Below are 18,921 nucleotides of genomic sequence, written 5' to 3' on the forward strand. Positions count from 1 at the left end.
GAATCATACCCTCCCTCCTTGAAGTGGCTGCGAAAACCGCCGAGGAAGGGTATTTAATAGGTAATTAACGTGACGACCCTTGAACAATGCATCGGCAATACACCACTGGTAAAACTGCAGCGCTTGAGCCAAGGGCTGAATGCCCAAATTTGGGTAAAACTGGAAGGTAATAATCCGGCGGGTTCGGTAAAAGACCGCGCGGCACTCGCCATGATCCAGCAGGCCGAGCTACGTGGGGAAATTGCGCCGGGTGATGTATTGATTGAGGCAACCAGCGGGAATACCGGCATTGCATTGGCGATGATCGCCGCCATGAAAGGGTATCGGCTGAAATTACTGATGCCGGAAAACATGAGTCAGGAGCGGCAGGCCGCCATGCGCGCCTACGGAGCAGAGCTTATTTTGGTCAGCCGCGAGCAAGGTATGGAAGGCGCGCGCGATCAGGCATTAATGATGCAGGCTGATGGGCAAGGTAAGGTGCTGGATCAGTTTAATAATACCGATAATCCGTATGCGCATTTCATTGGCACCGGGCCAGAGATTTGGCAACAAACTGCCGGTGAAGTGAGCCATTTTGTCTCCAGCATGGGCACCACCGGCACCATTACCGGTGTTAGCCAGTACCTGAAAAGCCAAAACCCACAGGTTAAGGTCATTGGCCTACAACCGGCGGAAGGTAGCAGTATTCCGGGGATACGCCGTTGGTCAGCAGAATATATGCCGGGGATTTTCCGCCCCGAACTGGTGGATCACGTCCTGGATATCAGTCAACTCTCTGCTGAACAGACCATGCGCCGTCTGGCAACGGAGGAGGGGATCTTCTGTGGCGTCAGTTCCGGCGGAGCAGTCGCCGGAGCTTTACAAGTGGCGGCTGAAAACCCCGGCGCAGTGATTGTGGCGATTATATGCGACCGCGGAGATCGCTATCTATCGACTGGGGTTTTTGACTAAAATACTGGTGCTGGTATTGGGCCGCCGTCCAGTGGCCCGACTCTTTTGAAGCTGCAGCGCGGTAAAGAGAGCCAGTCGAATATCAGCCGATCGAATAACTGATTTTACTCCCGTTCCAGTGCCCTGATTGGGTCCATTTCTGCCGCCCGCTTGGCGGGGAAAAAACCAAAGATCACGCCAATCAAGCTGGAACAGATAAACGCCGTAATAATCGATGTGGCGGAGTAAACCATCGAAAAGTTACTGCTGAATTGACTGAACACCAAGCCAATCCCCAGAGATAACACCACCCCGAGGCACCCGCCCAGTAAACACACCAGCACCGCCTCAATTAAAAATTGCTGCATAATATCGCTGGCACGCGCGCCCACCGCCATGCGTACGCCAATCTCTCGGGTGCGCTCAGTGACTGAAACCAACATGATATTCATCACCCCAATCCCACCGACCACCAATGAAATAACCGCTATCATTGATACCAGCAATGTCATCGTCGAGGTGGTTTTCTCAATGGTTTGACGAATACTGTCGGTGTTCATGACGAAAAAATCCTGTGTCCCGTGGCGTTGCGTCAGCAGCTTGCTCACCCCCTGTTCGGCATTAGCCAGATCGATATCATCGTTCACGCGCACGGTGATGCTTTTCAAATAGGACTGCCCGAGCATACGTTTCATGGCGGTGGTATAAGGGATCCACACGTTGAGATTCTCGTCGCTGCCAAATCCACTCTGTTTTCTGGCCGCGACACCAATCACCCGGCAGGGCAGTGAGCCGAGTAAAATGACTTTTCCAAGCGCTGTTTCGCCATTGGGAAACAGCTTATCGCGGGTGTTTTCATCAATCACGGCTTCCTGCATCAGGTTATTGACACTGGTGCGGTTAAAGGCCATTCCTTGGTCGATGGTATAACCGCGCACCAAAAAATATTGCTCGCCAACCCCATTTACCGTGCCGCTCACTGACTTATTGCCATAGCGCAGCGTGGCACTGGTGGCGACTGTCGGGGTGACGCTATGAATATAGCCTTGCTGCGCCAGTGCATCGGCGTCGGTGGCCCGCAATGTGTGAATTGCCGCAGAGCGCATATCACCGAAATCTTTACCGGGGAAAATCTCTAATGTGCTGGTGCCCATGGCGCTGATGTTCGCCAGAACTTGCTGTTGCGACCCTTTGCCCAGCGCCACCACCGAGACCACAGAAGCAATGCCGATAATAATCCCCAGCATGGTTAATAGGGTGCGCAGACGTTGCGATGACATTGCCAGCAAGGCCATTCTGAATGCTTCTTGCAGGCGGTCACACTGTGCTCTCCAAGGGGATAGCGGAGCTTTATTGGTGATGTCTGAATCTTTTTCAAGGTCGCTCACTTGCGGCTCTATTTTTGCTGATGCAACTTGCGGCTTTTGCCTATCAGCAATGACTTCACCGTCTCGAAGTTCGATAATTCGCTGAGCATGTTCAGCAATCGACATGTCATGAGTGACAATAACGACCGTATGGCCTTGCCGATGTAAGTTCTTGAGAATATTTAATACTTCATTGCCGCTATGAGTATCGAGTGCGCCGGTAGGTTCATCGGCCAGAATCACCTCTCCGCCATTCATCAGTGCTCTGGCAATACTGACTCGCTGCTGCTGCCCACCAGAAAGCTGGCTTGGGCGATAATCCAGCCGGTCTGCCAGCCCAAGGCGTGACAATAGGTTAGTTGCCCGCTGACGCCGCTCCTCGCGCTCAATGCCCGCGTAAATCGCCGGAATCTCAACATTTTCCCGCGCATTTAAATCATTCAGTAAATGGTAGCGCTGAAAAATAAAACCAAAGTGTTCGCGGCGTAATTCAGCTAATGCATCCCTATCCAGATGCAAAGGAATACGCCCAGCCACCAGATACTCACCTGAGCTGGGTTTATCCAGGCACCCGAGAATATTCATCAGGGTTGATTTACCGGAGCCGGATGCCCCGACGATGGCCACCATTTCGCCACGGTGAATGGTTAGATTGATATTTTTTAATACTCGAACGGTTGCTTCACCCGTGGCTTTATCGCCAATACTAAACCAACGGCTAACGTTATTGAGTTGCAGTAAAATCTTATTTTGGTTGATATCTGGCATCAGTTACATCCCCATTGGTGGCCCCATGTGTTGGGCCTTACTGTTGGAGGAGGCGGCATTTGCCTGACTGACAATGACCTGCTCCCCGGCTTGCACGCCAGAGAGAATCTGAGCATCGACATTATTGTTTATCCCGACGGTAACGGCTCGACGGCTTATTTTCCCCTTTTCATCAACGACTTGTACCTGATAGTGCCCATTACTACTCTCCAGCGCGGTCGCAGGGATAACCACGGCGTCCTCGGCTTTATGCAGCACGATATACACCTGCGCAGTCATCGAAATACGCAATGCTCCATGCGGGTTGGCGACATCAAACAAGCCGTTATAGTAAATGGCGGTACTGGTAGAAGAGCTAGAGCTGCTACTTGATGTTGAGGTGGTGGTGGTTTCATCATTGATTGAGTCAGGCGCAGGTTCTATCGCCCGCAGTGTTGCGCTGAACCGCTCTGCGGGTTCGCCTAAAATAGTGAAGTAAACCGGCATCCCGGCTTTGACTTTCACCACATCAGCTTCAGAAATCTGTGCTTCTACCGTCATGGTGTCGAGTTGCGCGACTTTAATGATTGTCGGCGCACTTTGCACCGCATTGACGGTTTGCCCCTCTTCAACCGGGATGGCGACCACGGTCCCGGCAATCGGCGAGTTGATTTTGGTGTAACCAAGATTGAGTTTGGCGGTACTGACGGCAATTTCTGCCTGGGCAATTTGTGCATCCAGCGCGTTAATTTCGGCTTGTGTGCTCTCTAATATTGCTTTGGCACTATCAAAATCAGCCCGAACCCCCAGCCCTTTAGCGAGAATCTGTTGCTGGCGTTGGTAGGTTAACTGATTATTTTTTTGCGTCGCGACTTTTGCAGCCCGTTGAGCTAGCACATTTTTTAGGGCTTCTTCCGCATCTTTTAGGGCATTTTGCTGAGTAAGGTCATCAATTTCAGCTACTAACTGGCCTTTTTCAACCTGTTGTCCTAGGGTGACATGGAGGGCTTTAATTTGCCCCGAGACCTGAGCACCCACCGTGACCTGTTTTTGTGCTTTGATGGTGCCATCAGCCAGTACGGTTTGCTCCAGAGTGCGAATCTCTGCCGGGGCAGTAATAAACCCCGGTTTATCTGCTGGTGACATCAATCTAAAGAGCAGTACACCGCCGGCGACCAGCAGCACAATAGCCAGCCCGATAAGGCGTCGTTTCGACCCGGTAACCTGTTGCATAATCAATCAAAGATCCTTGAACCACAATTAAGAAAATAGTGCAGCGAAATGCAGGGGGATAATTTACCGCCAAGGCCCGATAAGTGTGAGTTAAGTGAAACTCAAGAATATGTAAGGATTGAGTAAAACCGGCTGCGCGCGAGTCAAATAGGCATGAAAATAGCCAAAATCAGGCAGGAGAGTGAATAGATGAAAATTTTGTTAGTCGATGACGATGTTGAGCTGGGCACGATGTTGAGGGAATACCTGAATGGCGAGGGGTTTAACGCCGAACTGGTATTAACCGGCAGAGCGGGCATTGAAGGTGCCTTGTCCGGGGAATATACCGCCTTGATCCTCGACATTATGTTGCCTGATATGAGTGGCATTGATGTATTGCGGCAAGTGCGTAAAAAAAGCCGTTTACCTATTATTATGCTGACAGCCAAAGGCGACAACATTGACCGGGTTATCGGCCTGGAGATGGGGGCAGATGACTACATGCCCAAACCCTGCTATCCACGCGAGTTAGTGGCACGGCTGCGCGCAGTATTACGCCGCTTCGACGAGCATCCTGATGTGTCATCCACTAATGACAGTGTCATCATTCAGGGCGACCTGACTCTTAACCCGTCGACCCGTAGCAGTGAATGGCAAGGTAAACCGTTCGATTTAACCGCTTCGGAGTTTAATTTACTGGAACTTTTGCTGCGCTCACCGGAACGCGTCGTCACCAAAGATGAATTGTCCGATAAAGGGCTAGGACGACCACGGGAAGCCTATGACCGTAGTGTCGATGTGCATATCAGTAATATCAGACAAAAACTGGCGGCCTTACCGGGCAACACACTAAATATTGAAACGGTACGTAGCATTGGCTATCGCATCAGATAATAACTATTGGTGGAGTCGATAAGATATGCGCGGACGGTTGTTTTGGAAAATCCTATTAGGATTTTGGCTGACCTTTATTTTAATGACGCAGATGCTCTGGGTGGTATTTTCCTTCTATGGCAATCGTCATGAACCACCTGAGCGTGAGATGGTGCGGCAGATCGCCAAATTGCAGGTCGCGTCAGCGGCCTCGATACTCCATACCGGCGGCTTACCTGCGCTAAATAATATGATGACCCATTGGTCAGAGGCAGATAAAAACCATTTCTCTGTCTTGCCTGCGACTGAGGTACCCGTAGCAACAGAAGAGCCGCCCAATAAGGCGCGGCCACCTAGAGGCCGTGAACCCGAGTTCTACAGTAGGGAAGTCACGACGTGGGTCACCGGTCCAGAAGGGCAAAATTATCGTATCAGTTACGATATTGATGGATTACGGGCGGTCAATCAGCAGGACGGTAGTGGCGAGAGCCGCCATGAAATACTGAACATTCCCATTCCAATGATTTGGATGGGCGTGCTGGGGGGGCTGTTCTTCAGCGCATTATTGGCGTGGAACCTGTCGCGACCTATGCGCCAGCTACGTGCCGGTTTCGAGCGGGTAGCACAGGGCGATTTGTCGGTGCGGCTGTTACCGGTGATGCGCCGACGGCATGATGAACTGACGGAAGTGGCGCGGGATTTTGACTCCATGGCCGAGCGGCTGGAGGCTCTGGTCAGCGCCCGCGAACAGTTGCTGCATGATGTCTCTCATGAGTTGCGCTCGCCATTGGCGCGTTTGCAATTGGCGATTGGTTTGGCGCGCCAGAACCCGGTGAACGTCGAGAACTCATTACAGCGCATTGAGCACGAATCGGAACGGCTGGATAAGATGATTGGTGAGTTATTAGCACTTTCTCGCGCCGAGAATCACAGTATAGCCGATGACGAAGAGTATTTTGATTTACATGAATTAGTGAAAGTGGTGGTCAATGATGCCCGTTATGAAGCACAGGTTCCGGGGGTTGAGATCCTATTGCAGGTCACACCGCAAGTTGGCTACACCGTCAAAGGCAATGCTGAGCTGATGCGGCGGGCAATTGATAATATTGTCCGCAATGCGCTGCGTTTCTCGCGTCATGGTCAGCAAGTTACCGTGACACTTTCGCCTAGTGAGCGGAGCTACCAGATTCAGGTTACAGACCAAGGGCCGGGCGTGGAGGAAAGTAAGCTATCCAGTATTTTCGACCCTTTCGTGCGCGTCAAGTCAGCCATGTCTGGCAAAGGTTACGGGTTGGGCTTAGCCATTACACGGAAAGTGGTTTTGGCGCATGGCGGCCAGGTTGAGGCCCGAAATGGTGAGCAGGGTGGGTTGGTGATTACTCTGCGGATACCGCGCTGGGCTACCACCGATTAAACGTATGCTATGTTTGACCAACAAAAACGACGCCCTTAGGCGCCGTTTTTTTCATTCGTATAAAATTACTTTTTGATACGAATAATAGGTGTCTCACCCACAGTGACACTACCAGAGAGTTTAATCAGCTCTTTAATCTCGTCCATGTTAGAGATAACAACCGGCGTCAAGGTAGACTTGGCTTTCTCTTCCAGCAGGGCCAGATTGAACTCAATAACCACATCACCTTTTTTGACGCGCTGCCCTTCTTCAGCGATGCGCTTGAAGCCTTCGCCTTTCAGTTCAACAGTATCAATACCGAAGTGGACGAACAGCTCAATGCCGCTGTCTGATTCGATAGAAAAAGCATGGTTAGTTTCGAAAATTTTACCGATGGTGCCGTCAACAGGTGCAACCATTTTATTGCCTGAAGGCTTGATAGCAATACCATCACCAACGATTTTCTCTGCGAACACAACATCAGGAACATCTTCGATGTTGACGATCTCACCAGACAACGGAGCTACGATCTCAATAGTACCACTGTCTTTTTTATCATCTGAAACCAATGATTTCAGTTTATCGAACAAACCCATGATCTTCTCCTAAGTATTTATATTGGGCAGCGTTCCAGTATCGTGGAATTAGCAGAGCGTTTTTTCTTCAATGAATGTGGTAACCAAATCCATCAATTCCTTCGCTGTTGGTTGAGCCAATGCCTGCTCTGCCAACACCTTCACATCTTCGAAATTCGTATTACGGATAATTTTCTTGATGCGTGGGATCGAAATCGCACTCATGCTGAACTCATCCAGCCCCATGCCCAATAGCAACAGTGTAGCACGTTCATCACCAGCAAGTTCACCGCACATACCGGTCCACTTACCTTCAGCGTGAGATGCATCAATAACCTGTTTGATCAGGCCCAATACCGATGGCGACATTGGATTATAGAGATGAGAAATCAGCTCATTGCCACGATCTACTGCCAGAGTATACTGAGTTAGATCGTTTGTCCCAATACTAAAGAAGTCAACTTCTTTAGCTAAATGGCGAGCGATGACCGCCGCCGCTGGTGTTTCCACCATCACACCGACCTCGATAGTTTCATCGAAGGCTTTGTTTTCTTCACGTAGTTGGCTCTTCAGCAGTTCAAGTTCTGCTTTCAGCTCGCGCACTTCTTCAACCGAAATGATCATCGGGAACATGATACGCAATTTACCAAACGCGGAGGCACGCAAGATCGCGCGCAGCTGTGCATGCAGAATCTCTTTGCGATCCATAGCAATACGGATTGCACGCCAGCCCAGGAATGGGTTTTCTTCTTTCGGCAAGTTCATGTACGGCAGGTCTTTGTCACCGCCGATGTCCATGGTACGGACAATAACTGCCTGAGAACCCATGGCTTCCGCAACAGCTTTATAAGCCTGGAACTGCTCTTCTTCAGTAGGCAGTGAGTCGCGGTCCATGAACAGGAATTCGGTACGATACAGACCGACACCTTCAGCGCCATTACGTTCAGCACCGGCGATGTCACGCACGGTACCAATGTTGGCAACCACTTCAACCTGATGGCCATCAAGGGTGATAGCAGGCAGATCTTTCAGTTTGGCCAGATCGTTTTTCTCGGTGATGTACTGAGCATTCACCGCTTTCAACTGCTCAATCACATCGGCAGTCGGATTTAAATAGACTTTGTTGTTTACCGCATCGAGGATCAAATAGTCGCCATTTTGGACTTGTTTGGTCACATCGCTGGTGCCGACGATAGCCGGTAATTCCAACGAACGAGCCATAATGGAGGTGTGAGAAGTGCGACCACCTAAATCGGTGATGAACCCTAACACTTTATCCAGATTAAGCTGCGCGGTTTCTGACGGCGTCAGATCGGTTGCAACCAGAATCACTTCATCCTGGATAGCACCTAAATCGACAATAGTCAGACCGAGAATGTTCTTCAGCAGGCGTTTACCGATATCACGTACGTCAGCCGCACGTTCTTTCAGGTATTCGTCATCCAGCTCTTCCAGGGCTTTTGCTTGCCCTTCAATCACTGAATAAGCGGCTGCATCAGCAGTTGCATGCTCATCTTTGATGAGGGCTATGATTTCCTGCTCAAGCTCTTCGTCTTCCAACAGCATGATATGCCCTTCGAAGATGGCAGCTTTCTCTTCGCCCAGGCTTATGCCAGCTTTGGTCTTAATCGCTTCCAACTGTTCGGCCGCTTTAGCCCGCCCAGTTTTGAAACGCTCGACTTCCTGCTCCACTTGGTCAGCAGAGATCTTTTTCCGGTTGATGACAATCTCATCTTCTTTCAGCAAAAGTGCTTTACCAAAAGCGATACCCGGTGATACTAAAATGCCTGAAATCATAACCCTACCTTACTCTTGACTGGTGTTAACTAAAAAAGCGCGCGTGATTACTCAAGCTCTGCCATCAGTTTTACCAGATGCTCAACAGCTTTCTTCTCATCTTCGCCTTCAGCAGAGATCGTAACAACAGTACCTTGGGTCAGGCCCAGAGTTTGCAGTTTGAACAGGCTCTTAGCGCTGGCGCTTTTACCGTTAGAGATCACAGTAATTTCAGACGCAAAGCCTTTTGCTTCTTTTACGAACTGGGCAGCAGGGCGGGTATGAAGACCGTTTGGTGCAGTAATAGTAACTTCTTGCTGGAACATTGTATTTCCCCAACTTATTGGATTTATGTTGTGGAGCTAAAGTTTAGTGTAAAATCTAAACTTTAGCCTGTATTGGTGCGCGTATAACGACATCTTTCAACTCGCGCATGACTATGCCTCAACTACAGGTAAGTCACAAAGACAGTTTCCGATGCAACCTGAGTTCAGGCCTAAAATCGAAACTGCTACTTCTAAGAATAATGCTCTCTTTGCGTTATGTCTTCAATCAGCGTTAAGTGATGACATTTTTTGTTGTGTTGCATAATTGATAAATCGATTCAGCCAGAGAGGCGCTCAATACTCGATTAATTTCGCGTATCAAAATAATTGACCGGTTAAATACTAAACCCAGAGGGTAAAATCAATCTTTATGTAGTAAAAACTTTGAAGCGCGCCACAAAAAAAGCACCCATGCGGGTGCTTTTTTAGCATTTAGTGCGACAGCATCACTACTGTTGCAGTTCTTGCTCAGTGAACAAATCTGCAAACAATGCTGTGCTTAAGTAACGCTCACCCGAGGAGGGAAGAATAACCACAATTGTTTTGTCAGTAAAGCCATCTTCTTCAGAAAGCTTAACCGCAGCAGCCACGGCTGCACCGGAGGAAATACCGGCCAAAATACCTTCTTCATCCATCAAACGACGAGCCATAGAGATAGCTTCGTCATTGGTCACTAAAGCCACACGGTCAACCAAACTCAGGTCGAGGTTGCCGGGAATGAAGCCCGCCCCAATCCCCTGAATTTTATGTGGGCCCGGTTTGATCTCTTGGCCAGCCAATGCTTGCGTGATAACTGGCGAGTCGGTTGGTTCAACAGCTACCGTGATAATTGCTTTGCCTTTGGTGTTTTTGATGTAGCGACTGACGCCAGTCAGCGTACCGCCAGTACCCACTCCGGCAATAAAGACATCCACTTCACCATCAGTATCTTCCCAAATCTCTGGACCGGTGGTTTTCTCGTGAATTTCCGGGTTGGCCGGATTACTGAACTGCTGCAAAATAATATAGCGGTCTGGATCGGTAGCTTGGATCTCTTCAGCTTTGGCGATCGCCCCTTTCATCCCTTTGGCACCTTCAGTCAGCACCAGATTGGCACCCAGCGCTTTTAATAACTTACGGCGCTCAATGCTCATGGTTTCAGGCATGGTCAGTGTTAATTTATAACCACGCGCTGCGGCAACAAAGGCCAGAGCAACGCCGGTATTACCACTGGTCGGTTCTACCAATTCTTTGCCTTCGGTCAGAATGCCTTTGTTTTCGGCATCCCAAATCATATTGGCACCGATACGGCATTTAACGCTGAAACTTGGATTGCGTGATTCAACCTTTGCCAAAATGCGTCCGTTACCGATACGGTTCAGACGAACCAACGGCGTATGGCCGATTGTTAAAGAGTTGTCTTCATATATCTTGCTCATAGCCCGTCCTTTAACTCTATGAAAATGTAGGAAACGTTCAAAGCATACGCTAACAGTATGGCTATGGAAGTAAGTAATTGGTATATCGATATGTTATTAGGAAATAAGTTTTAATCCCAATAACAAGGGCGTGACCAGCACGCCCACAGAAAATTAGCGCGGCGGTTGAATAAACTGGTCGCGGTAGCGATCAACCCACATAGCCGTGGCCCCGCAGACCGCCACTGGCATAATCACCAGATTCAGGAACGGGATCATAGTGAATAAGCTCACTAGCGCACCAAATTGCAGGTTATCAACTTTATTTTGACGTAATGCACTGCGCATGTGCTGGAAGCTCACTTTATGGTTATCAAAAGGATAATCACAATATTGAATCGACAGCATCCAAGCACTAAACAGGAACCATAGGACAGGAGCCAGTGTTTGGCCAATCCCCGGGATCAGATATAACAGCAACAGCACCAGTGCCCGTGGCAAGTAATAAGCTAATTTTCGCCATTCACGCGCCATAATGCGCGGCAAATCTTTCACGATGCCCATGATGCCGGTATCCGGTAGGGGCTTTCCGGTCAGACTGGCCTCCAATTGTTCGGCCAACAAACCGTTAAACGGGGCGGCGATGAAATTGGCAAGGGTGCTGAACAGGTAACTGAATACCAGCAGCACCGAAATGACCATTACCGGCCACAGTAAATAACTTAGCCATTGTAACCAGTCAGGAACATGGCTCATTAGTTGCGGAACCCAGTCACCTATCCGGTTGAATAACCACCAGAAAGCGCCTCCCATCAGCAGAATATTCACCAGTAAGGGTAGAATCACGAATCGCCGGATGCCCGGACGGGAAATTAACTGCCATCCTTGAGCAAAATAATGGATACCACTGACCTTTTTTACCGCTTTTTGCGTATACGCCATGCCATTGAGTTCTCTGTTAGCTTATTGACTCATGTATCATATCGGTATGATTTCCCACTGCATAGTCACGTTTTGTACAAAAAATAAGCAAAACATCTAGCATAATCATCTTTCTTCGAAGAAAATTGAGCACGGACTTGCACTTGTGTTCGTTGGGAAATAGAGTTAAAGGGTGAATGTTTGCCGCGGTGGCAATGTATTGGAACAACAGAGATAGTAATGATGCAGGATTTGCGTCTGATATTAATCGTTGTTGGCGCGATCGCCATAATAGCGTTGTTATTGCATGGTTTATGGACCAGCCGTAAAGAACGCTCATCACTTTTTCGCGATCGCCCAGTTAAACGTCTGAAACAAGAACGTGTTGAAACCCCGATTGAGAGTCTTGATGAAGGGGTAGGAGAAGTGCGCGTCCGCACTGCTCATCCACAAGAGAAGCCTTCGTTTAGTCACATTGATGATGACGATGAAGACATGCCGGTTATTCAGCATACTGAAACTAAACCGGCACAGGTTAAGGCGGAACCTCGTCAAAAACCTTTTGCTTCAGTGCAGACAGAATATGACGACCCGCTATTGGGTGGGCTATCTGCTGAGCAACCACCGCATGAATCACAGCGTGATCCTTTGCTTGGTTCGGTTGAAGAACCTTATTCACAACCGCGACACGCAGAACCGCAGCATGTGGCGGAACATGCACCTCGGGTCGGGCCACAACATGTGGAATCGCAACCAGAGCCAGCTGTTCCTGCTCCAGAGGTGAAACCGCAAAAACTGAAAGAGACTGTTTTAGTACTGCATGTAGCCGCGCATCACGGCGGTGCTCTGGGTGGCGAATTGCTACTACAGAGTGTGCTTCAGTCTGGTTTCCAATTCGGTGAAATGGGTATTTTCCACCGTCACCTTAGCCCGGCAGGCAGCGGCCCAGTATTGTTCAGTTTGGCGAATATGGTAAAACCGGGTTCTTTTGATCCCGATACCATGTCTGATTTCTCAACGCCGGGTGTATCAATGTTTATGATGGTGCCGTCTTATGGCGATGCTAATCAGAACTTCAAGCTAATGCTACAATCAGCCCAGCGTATTGCCGATGATGTTGGCGGTGTGGTGTTGGATGATGAACGCCGCATGATGACCCCGCAAAAGCTGGAAACGTATAAGGCCCGCATCCGCGAAGTGTTGGATGCAAACGCAAGCGCCTGATAACGTTGCCCCGCAATGAATCGAATTAACCCGAACCCCCGCATGCCGGGGGTTTTTTATCTTTGATGGTGAGCCATGGAATCGATAATTCAGCAAATTAATCAACTAAGAACCTCATTGCGCCATCACGAACATCAATACCATGTGTTGGATGCACCAGAGATCCCTGATGCTGAATATGACCGCCTGATGCAGCAATTGCGTGATTTGGAAGCACAACATCCTGAACTGATCACCAATGATTCACCGACGCAACGGGTTGGGGCTGCGCCACTTGATGCCTTTGACCAGGTTAAACATGAAGTCCCGATGCTGTCTCTTGATAACGTCTTCGATGAAGAGAGTTATCTGGCATTCGACAAACGGGTGCATGATCGGCTGAAAACCGCAGAACCCCTGACATTTTGTTGTGAACTGAAGCTCGATGGTTTGGCGGTCAGTTTATTGTATGAAGAGGGCGAACTGGTCAGGGCGGCGACTCGCGGTGATGGCACCACCGGGGAGAATATTACCGTCAATGTACGTACTATTCGCGCTATTCCCCTGCGTTTGCATGGAGATAACATCCCACGGCGAGTCGAAGTGCGCGGTGAAGTGTTTATGCCGCAGGCTGGGTTTGAGCAACTTAACGAAGAAGCGCGCCGCAAAGGGGGCAAAGTTTTTGCCAATCCACGTAATGCAGCTGCGGGCTCGTTGCGCCAGCTTGACCCGCGAATCACTGCTAAACGGCCATTAACTTTCTTCTGCTACGGTGTGGGTTTATTGGATGGTGGCGAGCTGCCGCGCAGCCATATTCAGCGGTTGATGCAATTCAAAGCCTGGGGCTTGCCGGTCAGCAATAGAGTCAAATTGTGCACTGGCAGTGACCAGGTTATTGCTTTTTATCGCCAAGTTGAACAAGACCGCGCCAGTTTAGGTTTTGATATTGATGGTGTGGTTATCAAGGTTGATTCTCTCGATTTGCAAGAGCAACTGGGCTTTGTGGCCCGCGCACCGCGCTGGGCAACGGCATTTAAATTCCCGGCACAAGAGCAGATAACGCAAGTGCGTGAAGTGGAGTTTCAGGTAGGGCGCACCGGTGCTATCACCCCCGTGGCTCGTCTGGAACCGGTACAGGTTGCTGGCGTGATTGTCAGTAATGCGACGCTACACAATGCCGATGAAATTGAGCGCCTTGGCTTGCGTATTGGCGATACCGTGATTGTCCGCCGGGCCGGTGATGTTATTCCACAAGTGGTGGGTGTGGTGCTGGAACAGCGCCCTCAGGATGCCAAAGAGATTACTTTCCCCGAACATTGCCCGGTATGCGGCTCTGATATCGAGCGGGTTGAGGGTGAGGCGGTTGCTCGCTGTACCGGTGGCTTATTCTGTGCAGCGCAACGTAAAGAAGCGCTGAAGCACTTTGTCTCACGTCGGGCGTTGGATGTGGACGGTATGGGCGACAAAATTATCGAGCAACTGGTGGAAAAACAGTATGTCGAGAACCCGGCGGATTTATTCACTTTGACTGCGGGCAAATTAACCGGTCTCGACCGAATGGGGCCCAAGTCTGCACAAAATCTGATTGTGGCATTGGAGAAGGCGAAGCAGACCACTTTTGCGCGCTTCCTCTATGCGTTGGGAATTCGCGAAGTCGGTGAGGCCACCGCCGCCAATTTGGCCGCTCATTTCCGTAATCTGGATAATCTTCGGGCGGCAGATATCGAAGCATTAAAAAGTGTGCCGGATGTCGGTGAGGTGGTGGCTAAACACGTGCTTAACTTCCTGAGTGAAGAACATAATCAGAAGGTGATCGACGCGCTCGAAAAAGTGATCAGTTGGCCTGAGCCGCAGCAAATCATTGCCGAAGAGATAGACAGCCCATTCGCCGGTAAAACCGTGGTGCTGACCGGCTCGCTCACTATTCTCTCACGCGACGAAGCCAAAGATCGTCTGACGGCTTTGGGCGCTAAAGTGAGTGGTAGCGTCTCGAAAAAGACCGATCTGGTGATCGCCGGTGAAGCTGCGGGATCAAAATTGGTTAAAGCGCAGGAACTTGGGATTACCGTGATTGATGAAGCTGAAATGATCCGTTTATTAGGCGAATAATTACAATCCTGAGGGCGAGTGGTATGGAAAAAGAAAATTTGCTTGAGATTGCCAATACCCGGATGCCCTTCGGTAAATATCAAGGGCGGATATTAATTGATTTGCCTGAAGAGTATCTGCTGTGGTTCGCCCGTAAAGGGGAGTTTCCGCAGGGCAAGTTGGGCATGTTAATGGAGATGACACTGGCAATTAAGATTGAAGGGTTGGATAGTTTGGTCAAACCACTCAAGCGCAGTTAATCCAGTACTCTAAAATATGGCGATGGGCGGCACTCTGTTCATCGCCATAGTCTTGCTTGTAGGGTAAAACCTCATTAAATATAAACGTCAATCTGGTTCTGGGCAGAAGGGCGGTTTACCCCATCACCGGTCGGTGCATTCGCACTCACGGTATTATTATCACCCTCTTTAGTTTTTTCGGCCTCTTTTGCTTCAATACGAGCGACTTGAGCTTGCAGTGCTGCAATTTGACTCTGAATTTGTTGCTGCTGTTTTTGTAGCTCATCAGCAGTCAAACCCGAATCTTTTAAGGTGCTTAATTTTTCAGTGAGTTTTTGGATCTCTTGATTAAGAGATTTAATCTGTGCAGTGCTACTGCTGTCCGAAGAGCTACTGCTGCTTACAGACACAGATGCGGTAGAGATAGTATTCGACATCATTATTCCTTAGAAAAACGGAGGTGGAATAATAGATATCGTCGAGGGAAAATTAAACTTTAGCTTCCGGGGGAGGGTTTGCGCAATCTTATCACTTGCTTATCGCTTTCTTATCAGTTGGTCCTTTTTTGAACGCAATAATATGATTTGGCACCGCTACACTACCAACTTTAATTGCGGCCAATGTTGCAGCCAACCTTTACTATTGACCCTTTGGTTGTAGGTATCAATTTCACCGTTTTTAGGATTTAGCGTGATGGTTTTGGCAAATAGTGCATCCAGGCCGAGTGGCGCAATTAATTCAATATCGCCATTATTATTGAGTTTAGCACCAATGGCGGTTTCGACTTCAACCCAGTAGCTGATGGCATCTTCCATGCTGGTATAGGGCCAGCGCCCGGTGTGCAGGTGCATCCTGGCTTGATTTTTCACCGACCACGGAAAGGGCATATCTTGAAAAGGTGGCGTTTGAAACAACCGCTTCTCGAGCTGCAAATCGCGCTGTTCGCTGGCATCTTCCTCATCAAAATAGACTAAATCAATATCATTGAGTGGCGTGGGTGACGTGTAGCCATGCAGTTTATCCCACACCAGATTGCGGACAAAACCTGCAGCCAGGCACCACTGATGTAAGCCGAGTTCACGAGCAATAAACAGTGCGCGCATCCGATAAGGGTCAGCATGAAGCCATTGAATGATTTGCTGCTGCGGGTCCATTAGCTATTCCCTCGGTTATCTCTTGTCTATTCACTTAATCAGTGAGCTTAGCGAGTCAACAGGATAGCAGCAGAGAAGATAAAATTGGAGCCTGATTGTGGCAAATATTGAAAAGCAAAAAACCGGCCTAAGCCGGTTTTTTAAATGGTGGTGGAGCTAGACGGGATCGAACCGTCGACCTCTTGCATGCCATGCAAGCGCTCTCCCAGCTGAGCTATAGCCCCACAAATGTGGTTGTTCGTACTGATTTATCTATGATGCCACTAATTTAACTGGCTTGACTAGATCATCAAATCAGAAAATTTGGTGGAGCTAGACGGGATCGAACCGTCGACCTCTTGCATGCCATGCAAGCGCTCTCCCAGCTGAGCTATAGCCCCAATGCGCACATAATAAATTGTGTGAACGGGGCGCATGATATGAAACCACTGAAACAGTGTCAACGGCTAATTCCATTTCTCGCGCTAAGCGCTGAAAAAGCCGCCAAATCAGTGAGCAAACAGCATAATAAACGGGATGTGATTCATAGTTTGACGGCTATCAGGCATAAAAAAGGTGGCTCGGATAAGCCACCTTGCCAGCATGAAAATAGGCAATTTTATTGCTGAGCTTCGCGCTCGCTGATGAAGGCGAGTGCTTTATCAATACGAGCCAGCGAACGCGCCTGACCAATAGCATGGACAGTGACATCCATACCCGGTGATTGGCCCGCTCCAGTGACAGCAACACGCAACGGCATGCCAACTTTACCCATACCTACACCTAACTCATCTGCAGTGCCCTGAATGGCGTTGTGGACGTTCTCAGTTGTCCATTCAGTAATTGCTGCAAGTTTAGCTCTAACTGCTTCAAGTGGTTGACGTGCAACTGGGCGTAAATGTTTTTTCGCTGCGTCAGCATCGAACTCGTCAAACTCTTCATAGAAGTAACGGCAAGACTCGGCCATCTCTTTCAGTGTCTTGCAACGTTCACCCAGCAGTTTAACAATCTCTGCTAACTCAGGGCCATTGCGGGTATCAATCCCCAGTTGCTCAACTTGCCATGACAGGTGCACAGCAACATGTTCAGGTGGCAGGCTGTTGATATAGTGATGATTCAGCCACTGTAGTTTTTCAGTATTGAAAGCACTGGCTGATTTGCTAACCGCATCCAGGGTGAATAACTCGGTCATTTCGGCTACGGAGAAAATTTCCTGATCACCATGAGACCAACCCAAACGCACCAGATAGTTCAGCAGAGCTTCCGGCAGATAGCCGTCATCGCGATATTGCATGACACCGACTGCACCGTGGCGTTTAGACAGCTTCTTGCCATCATCACCCAGAATCATTGAAACGTGGGCATATTCAGGAACTGGCGCGCCTAATGCTTTCAGAATATTGATTTGACGAGGGGTGTTGTTGATATGGTCTTCACCGCGAATGACATGGGTGATTTCCATATCCCAGTCATCAATGACCACACAGAAGTTATAGGTTGGCGAACCATCTGTACGGCGAATAATTAAATCGTCTAGCTCTTGGTTGCTGAATTCAATTGGCCCACGGATTTTATCATCGAAAATGACAGAACCTTCCTGTGGGTTACGAAAACGCACTACTGAAGGCTCATCGGCACCATGAGTACATTGGCTGTCACGGCAGCGACCATCGTAGCGAGGCTTTTCGCCATTCGCCATTTGAGTCTCACGCAGCTCATCCAGACGCTCTTTAGAGCAATAGCATCTATACGCGGTGCCATTTTCCAACATTTGGTCAATAACAGCATTATAGCGATCGAAACGTTTGGTTTGGAAATACGGGCCTTCATCCCAATCCAGATTTAGCCAGTTCATACCGTCCATAATGGCGTCGATAGCTTCCTGAGTTGAGCGCTCAAGATCAGTGTCTTCAATGCGCAAAACAAATTCACCACCCAAATGACGGGTGAATAACCAGGAATAGAGTGCGGTTCGTGCGCCACCGACGTGAAGATAGCCGGTAGGACTGGGTGCAAAACGGGTTTTGATTTTCATTGGGATCGATGCCTTATTACGCTACGCCGGCCAGCAGACGCTGACAGTTGCTCTAAATTCGAAAAAGTAGGCGACATTCTACCACCCTGAAGTAATTCCTCAACGATGTTACCGGCATGCAATTGATGATTACTGATAGATATGCCTAAAGAAACGTCCACAGCGGCGATAAATATCGCATCCTGTTTAAATTTGCGGCGAACGATTGTTTTCGTTTTAAAAACCGTTGACTCACTTCGAACTATCCCTATAATGCGACTCCAACAACACGGCGGGGCGATTAGCTCAGTTGGTAGAGCATCTCCTTTACACGGAGGGGGTCATCAGTTCGAATCTGGTATCGCCCACCACTCATCTCTCATTGGTTTTAAAGTATTAAAAGTAGTAGAAGTGGGCGATTAGCTCAGTTGGTAGAGCATCTCCTTTACACGGAGGGGGTCATCAGTTCGAATCTGGTATCGCCCACCACTCATCTCTCATTGGTTTTAAAGTATTAAAAGTAGTAGAAGTGGGCGATTAGCTCAGTTGGTAGAGCATCTCCTTTACACGGAGGGGGTCATCAGTTCGAATCTGGTATCGCCCACCACTCATCTCTCATTGGTTTTAAAGTATTAAAAGTAGTAGAAGTGGGCGATTAGCTCAGTTGGTAGAGCATCTCCTTTACACGGAGGGGGTCATCAGTTCGAATCTGGTATCGCCCACCACT

16 protein-coding genes and 6 tRNA genes are annotated in these 18,921 nt (G+C 49.0%); 10 read left to right on the forward strand and 12 right to left on the reverse strand.

Annotated features, from left to right (window positions below; genetic code table 11):
• The first annotated feature begins 69 nt into the window (after nt 1-69).
• Nucleotides 70-951 carry a cysteine synthase CysM gene (gene cysM / locus FTA96_RS06005; protein ID WP_050109360.1) on the forward strand — a complete coding sequence of 294 codons (882 nt, stop codon included), beginning with the start codon at nt 70-72 and terminating at the stop codon, nt 949-951.
• Nucleotides 952-1,055: 104 nt separating this feature from the next.
• Here the strand turns inward: cysM and FTA96_RS06010 are convergent, their stop codons facing one another.
• Both FTA96_RS06010 and FTA96_RS06015 read right to left on the reverse strand, forming a co-directional pair.
• Nucleotides 1,056-3,065, reverse strand: coding sequence for a MacB family efflux pump subunit (locus FTA96_RS06010; protein ID WP_145573352.1), 2,010 nt, complete (start codon nt 3,063-3,065; stop codon nt 1,056-1,058).
• Between the two features lie 3 nt (nt 3,066-3,068).
• A complete protein-coding gene (locus FTA96_RS06015) occupies nt 3,069-4,277 on the reverse strand; it encodes an efflux RND transporter periplasmic adaptor subunit (protein WP_050151939.1) in 1,209 nt (402 codons plus the stop codon).
• Nucleotides 4,278-4,466: 189 nt separating this feature from the next.
• Between FTA96_RS06015 and FTA96_RS06020 the strand changes: the two genes are divergently transcribed.
• Together FTA96_RS06020 and FTA96_RS06025 are read left to right on the forward strand one after the other, a co-directional pair.
• Nucleotides 4,467-5,150 (forward strand): response regulator transcription factor, encoded by a 684-nt coding sequence (locus FTA96_RS06020; RefSeq protein WP_050109363.1) that lies wholly within the window; start codon nt 4,467-4,469, stop codon nt 5,148-5,150.
• A 25-nt stretch (nt 5,151-5,175) separates the two neighbouring features.
• Entirely contained in the window at nt 5,176-6,543 is a 1,368-nt protein-coding gene (locus FTA96_RS06025) for a sensor histidine kinase (protein ID WP_050109364.1), read from the forward strand.
• Between the two features lie 65 nt (nt 6,544-6,608).
• Here the strand turns inward: FTA96_RS06025 and crr are convergent, their stop codons facing one another.
• From crr to cysZ, 5 genes are all read right to left on the reverse strand, one after another.
• Nucleotides 6,609-7,118 carry a PTS glucose transporter subunit IIA gene (gene crr, locus FTA96_RS06030; protein WP_004392561.1) on the reverse strand — a complete coding sequence of 170 codons (510 nt, stop codon included), beginning with the start codon at nt 7,116-7,118 and terminating at the stop codon, nt 6,609-6,611.
• Between the two features lie 48 nt (nt 7,119-7,166).
• On the reverse strand, nt 7,167-8,894 hold the full coding sequence (gene ptsI / locus FTA96_RS06035) for a phosphoenolpyruvate-protein phosphotransferase PtsI (RefSeq protein WP_004712629.1): 1,728 nt from the start codon (nt 8,892-8,894) through the stop codon (nt 7,167-7,169).
• Nucleotides 8,895-8,941: 47 nt separating this feature from the next.
• Nucleotides 8,942-9,199 carry a phosphocarrier protein Hpr gene (gene ptsH / locus FTA96_RS06040; RefSeq protein WP_004393588.1) on the reverse strand — a complete coding sequence of 86 codons (258 nt, stop codon included), beginning with the start codon at nt 9,197-9,199 and terminating at the stop codon, nt 8,942-8,944.
• Between the two features lie 449 nt (nt 9,200-9,648).
• Nucleotides 9,649-10,617, reverse strand: a complete 969-nt coding sequence (gene cysK / locus FTA96_RS06045) for a cysteine synthase A (RefSeq protein WP_145573354.1) — start codon at nt 10,615-10,617, stop codon at nt 9,649-9,651.
• 153 nt (nt 10,618-10,770) lie between these two features.
• Entirely contained in the window at nt 10,771-11,538 is a 768-nt protein-coding gene (gene cysZ, locus FTA96_RS06050; RefSeq protein WP_050109366.1) for a sulfate transporter CysZ, read from the reverse strand.
• Nucleotides 11,539-11,757: 219 nt separating this feature from the next.
• Between cysZ and zipA the strand changes: the two genes are divergently transcribed.
• The 3 genes from zipA to FTA96_RS06065 all read left to right on the forward strand — a co-directional run bounded on the left by zipA (nt 11,758) and on the right by FTA96_RS06065 (nt 15,068).
• Complete coding sequence (zipA, locus tag FTA96_RS06055) at nt 11,758-12,741, forward strand: cell division protein ZipA (RefSeq protein WP_145573356.1); 984 nt, start codon at nt 11,758-11,760, stop codon at nt 12,739-12,741.
• Nucleotides 12,742-12,816: 75 nt separating this feature from the next.
• Nucleotides 12,817-14,829 (forward strand): NAD-dependent DNA ligase LigA, encoded by a 2,013-nt coding sequence (gene ligA, locus FTA96_RS06060; protein WP_050109368.1) that lies wholly within the window; start codon nt 12,817-12,819, stop codon nt 14,827-14,829.
• A gap of 23 nt (nt 14,830-14,852) precedes the next feature.
• Nucleotides 14,853-15,068, forward strand: a complete 216-nt coding sequence (locus FTA96_RS06065) for a DUF3820 family protein (protein WP_145573358.1) — start codon at nt 14,853-14,855, stop codon at nt 15,066-15,068.
• A gap of 74 nt (nt 15,069-15,142) precedes the next feature.
• On the opposite strand, the gene FTA96_RS06070 is transcribed toward FTA96_RS06065, so the two are convergent.
• From FTA96_RS06070 to gltX, 5 genes are all read right to left on the reverse strand, one after another.
• Nucleotides 15,143-15,484, reverse strand: a complete 342-nt coding sequence (locus tag FTA96_RS06070; protein ID WP_145529798.1) for a FlxA-like family protein — start codon at nt 15,482-15,484, stop codon at nt 15,143-15,145.
• A gap of 156 nt (nt 15,485-15,640) precedes the next feature.
• Complete coding sequence (locus FTA96_RS06075; RefSeq protein WP_050109370.1) at nt 15,641-16,201, reverse strand: nucleotidyltransferase family protein; 561 nt, start codon at nt 16,199-16,201, stop codon at nt 15,641-15,643.
• A gap of 148 nt (nt 16,202-16,349) precedes the next feature.
• Nucleotides 16,350-16,425, reverse strand: a tRNA-Ala gene (locus FTA96_RS06080).
• 80 nt (nt 16,426-16,505) lie between these two features.
• Nucleotides 16,506-16,581: transfer RNA gene (locus tag FTA96_RS06085), tRNA-Ala, on the reverse strand.
• A 218-nt stretch (nt 16,582-16,799) separates the two neighbouring features.
• On the reverse strand, nt 16,800-18,215 hold the full coding sequence (gltX, locus tag FTA96_RS06095) for a glutamate--tRNA ligase (RefSeq protein ID WP_050122864.1): 1,416 nt from the start codon (nt 18,213-18,215) through the stop codon (nt 16,800-16,802).
• Nucleotides 18,216-18,489: 274 nt separating this feature from the next.
• Between gltX and FTA96_RS06100 the strand changes: the two genes are divergently transcribed.
• The 4 genes from FTA96_RS06100 to FTA96_RS06115 all read left to right on the forward strand — a co-directional run bounded on the left by FTA96_RS06100 (nt 18,490) and on the right by FTA96_RS06115 (nt 18,919).
• Nucleotides 18,490-18,565: transfer RNA gene (locus FTA96_RS06100), tRNA-Val, on the forward strand.
• A 42-nt stretch (nt 18,566-18,607) separates the two neighbouring features.
• Nucleotides 18,608-18,683: transfer RNA gene (locus tag FTA96_RS06105), tRNA-Val, on the forward strand.
• A 42-nt stretch (nt 18,684-18,725) separates the two neighbouring features.
• Nucleotides 18,726-18,801 (forward strand) — tRNA-Val (locus FTA96_RS06110).
• A 42-nt stretch (nt 18,802-18,843) separates the two neighbouring features.
• Nucleotides 18,844-18,919: transfer RNA gene (locus FTA96_RS06115), tRNA-Val, on the forward strand.
• Nucleotides 18,920-18,921: the final 2 nt, after the last annotated feature.

The sequence above is a fragment of the Yersinia alsatica genome, from assembly GCF_902170305.1.
GTDB classification, from domain to species: Bacteria; Pseudomonadota; Gammaproteobacteria; order Enterobacterales; family Enterobacteriaceae; genus Yersinia; species Yersinia alsatica.

Coding starts and splice junctions, on each gene's coding strand:
- FTA96_RS06025 (WP_050109364.1), top strand. CDS start 5,176: ATGCGCGGACGGTTGTTTTGGAAAATCCTATTAGGATTTTGGCTGACC.
- crr (WP_004392561.1), bottom strand. CDS start 7,118: ATGGGTTTGTTCGATAAACTGAAATCATTGGTTTCAGATGATAAAAAA.
- ligA (WP_050109368.1), top strand. CDS start 12,817: ATGGAATCGATAATTCAGCAAATTAATCAACTAAGAACCTCATTGCGC.
- FTA96_RS06010 (WP_145573352.1), bottom strand. CDS start 3,065: ATGCCAGATATCAACCAAAATAAGATTTTACTGCAACTCAATAACGTT.
- FTA96_RS06065 (WP_145573358.1), top strand. CDS start 14,853: ATGGAAAAAGAAAATTTGCTTGAGATTGCCAATACCCGGATGCCCTTC.
- FTA96_RS06015 (WP_050151939.1), bottom strand. CDS start 4,277: ATGCAACAGGTTACCGGGTCGAAACGACGCCTTATCGGGCTGGCTATT.
- cysZ (WP_050109366.1), bottom strand. CDS start 11,538: ATGGCGTATACGCAAAAAGCGGTAAAAAAGGTCAGTGGTATCCATTAT.
- FTA96_RS06070 (WP_145529798.1), bottom strand. CDS start 15,484: ATGTCGAATACTATCTCTACCGCATCTGTGTCTGTAAGCAGCAGTAGC.
- gltX (WP_050122864.1), bottom strand. CDS start 18,215: ATGAAAATCAAAACCCGTTTTGCACCCAGTCCTACCGGCTATCTTCAC.
- ptsH (WP_004393588.1), bottom strand. CDS start 9,199: ATGTTCCAGCAAGAAGTTACTATTACTGCACCAAACGGTCTTCATACC.
- FTA96_RS06075 (WP_050109370.1), bottom strand. CDS start 16,201: ATGGACCCGCAGCAGCAAATCATTCAATGGCTTCATGCTGACCCTTAT.
- cysK (WP_145573354.1), bottom strand. CDS start 10,617: ATGAGCAAGATATATGAAGACAACTCTTTAACAATCGGCCATACGCCG.
- zipA (WP_145573356.1), top strand. CDS start 11,758: ATGATGCAGGATTTGCGTCTGATATTAATCGTTGTTGGCGCGATCGCC.
- FTA96_RS06020 (WP_050109363.1), top strand. CDS start 4,467: ATGAAAATTTTGTTAGTCGATGACGATGTTGAGCTGGGCACGATGTTG.
- ptsI (WP_004712629.1), bottom strand. CDS start 8,894: ATGATTTCAGGCATTTTAGTATCACCGGGTATCGCTTTTGGTAAAGCA.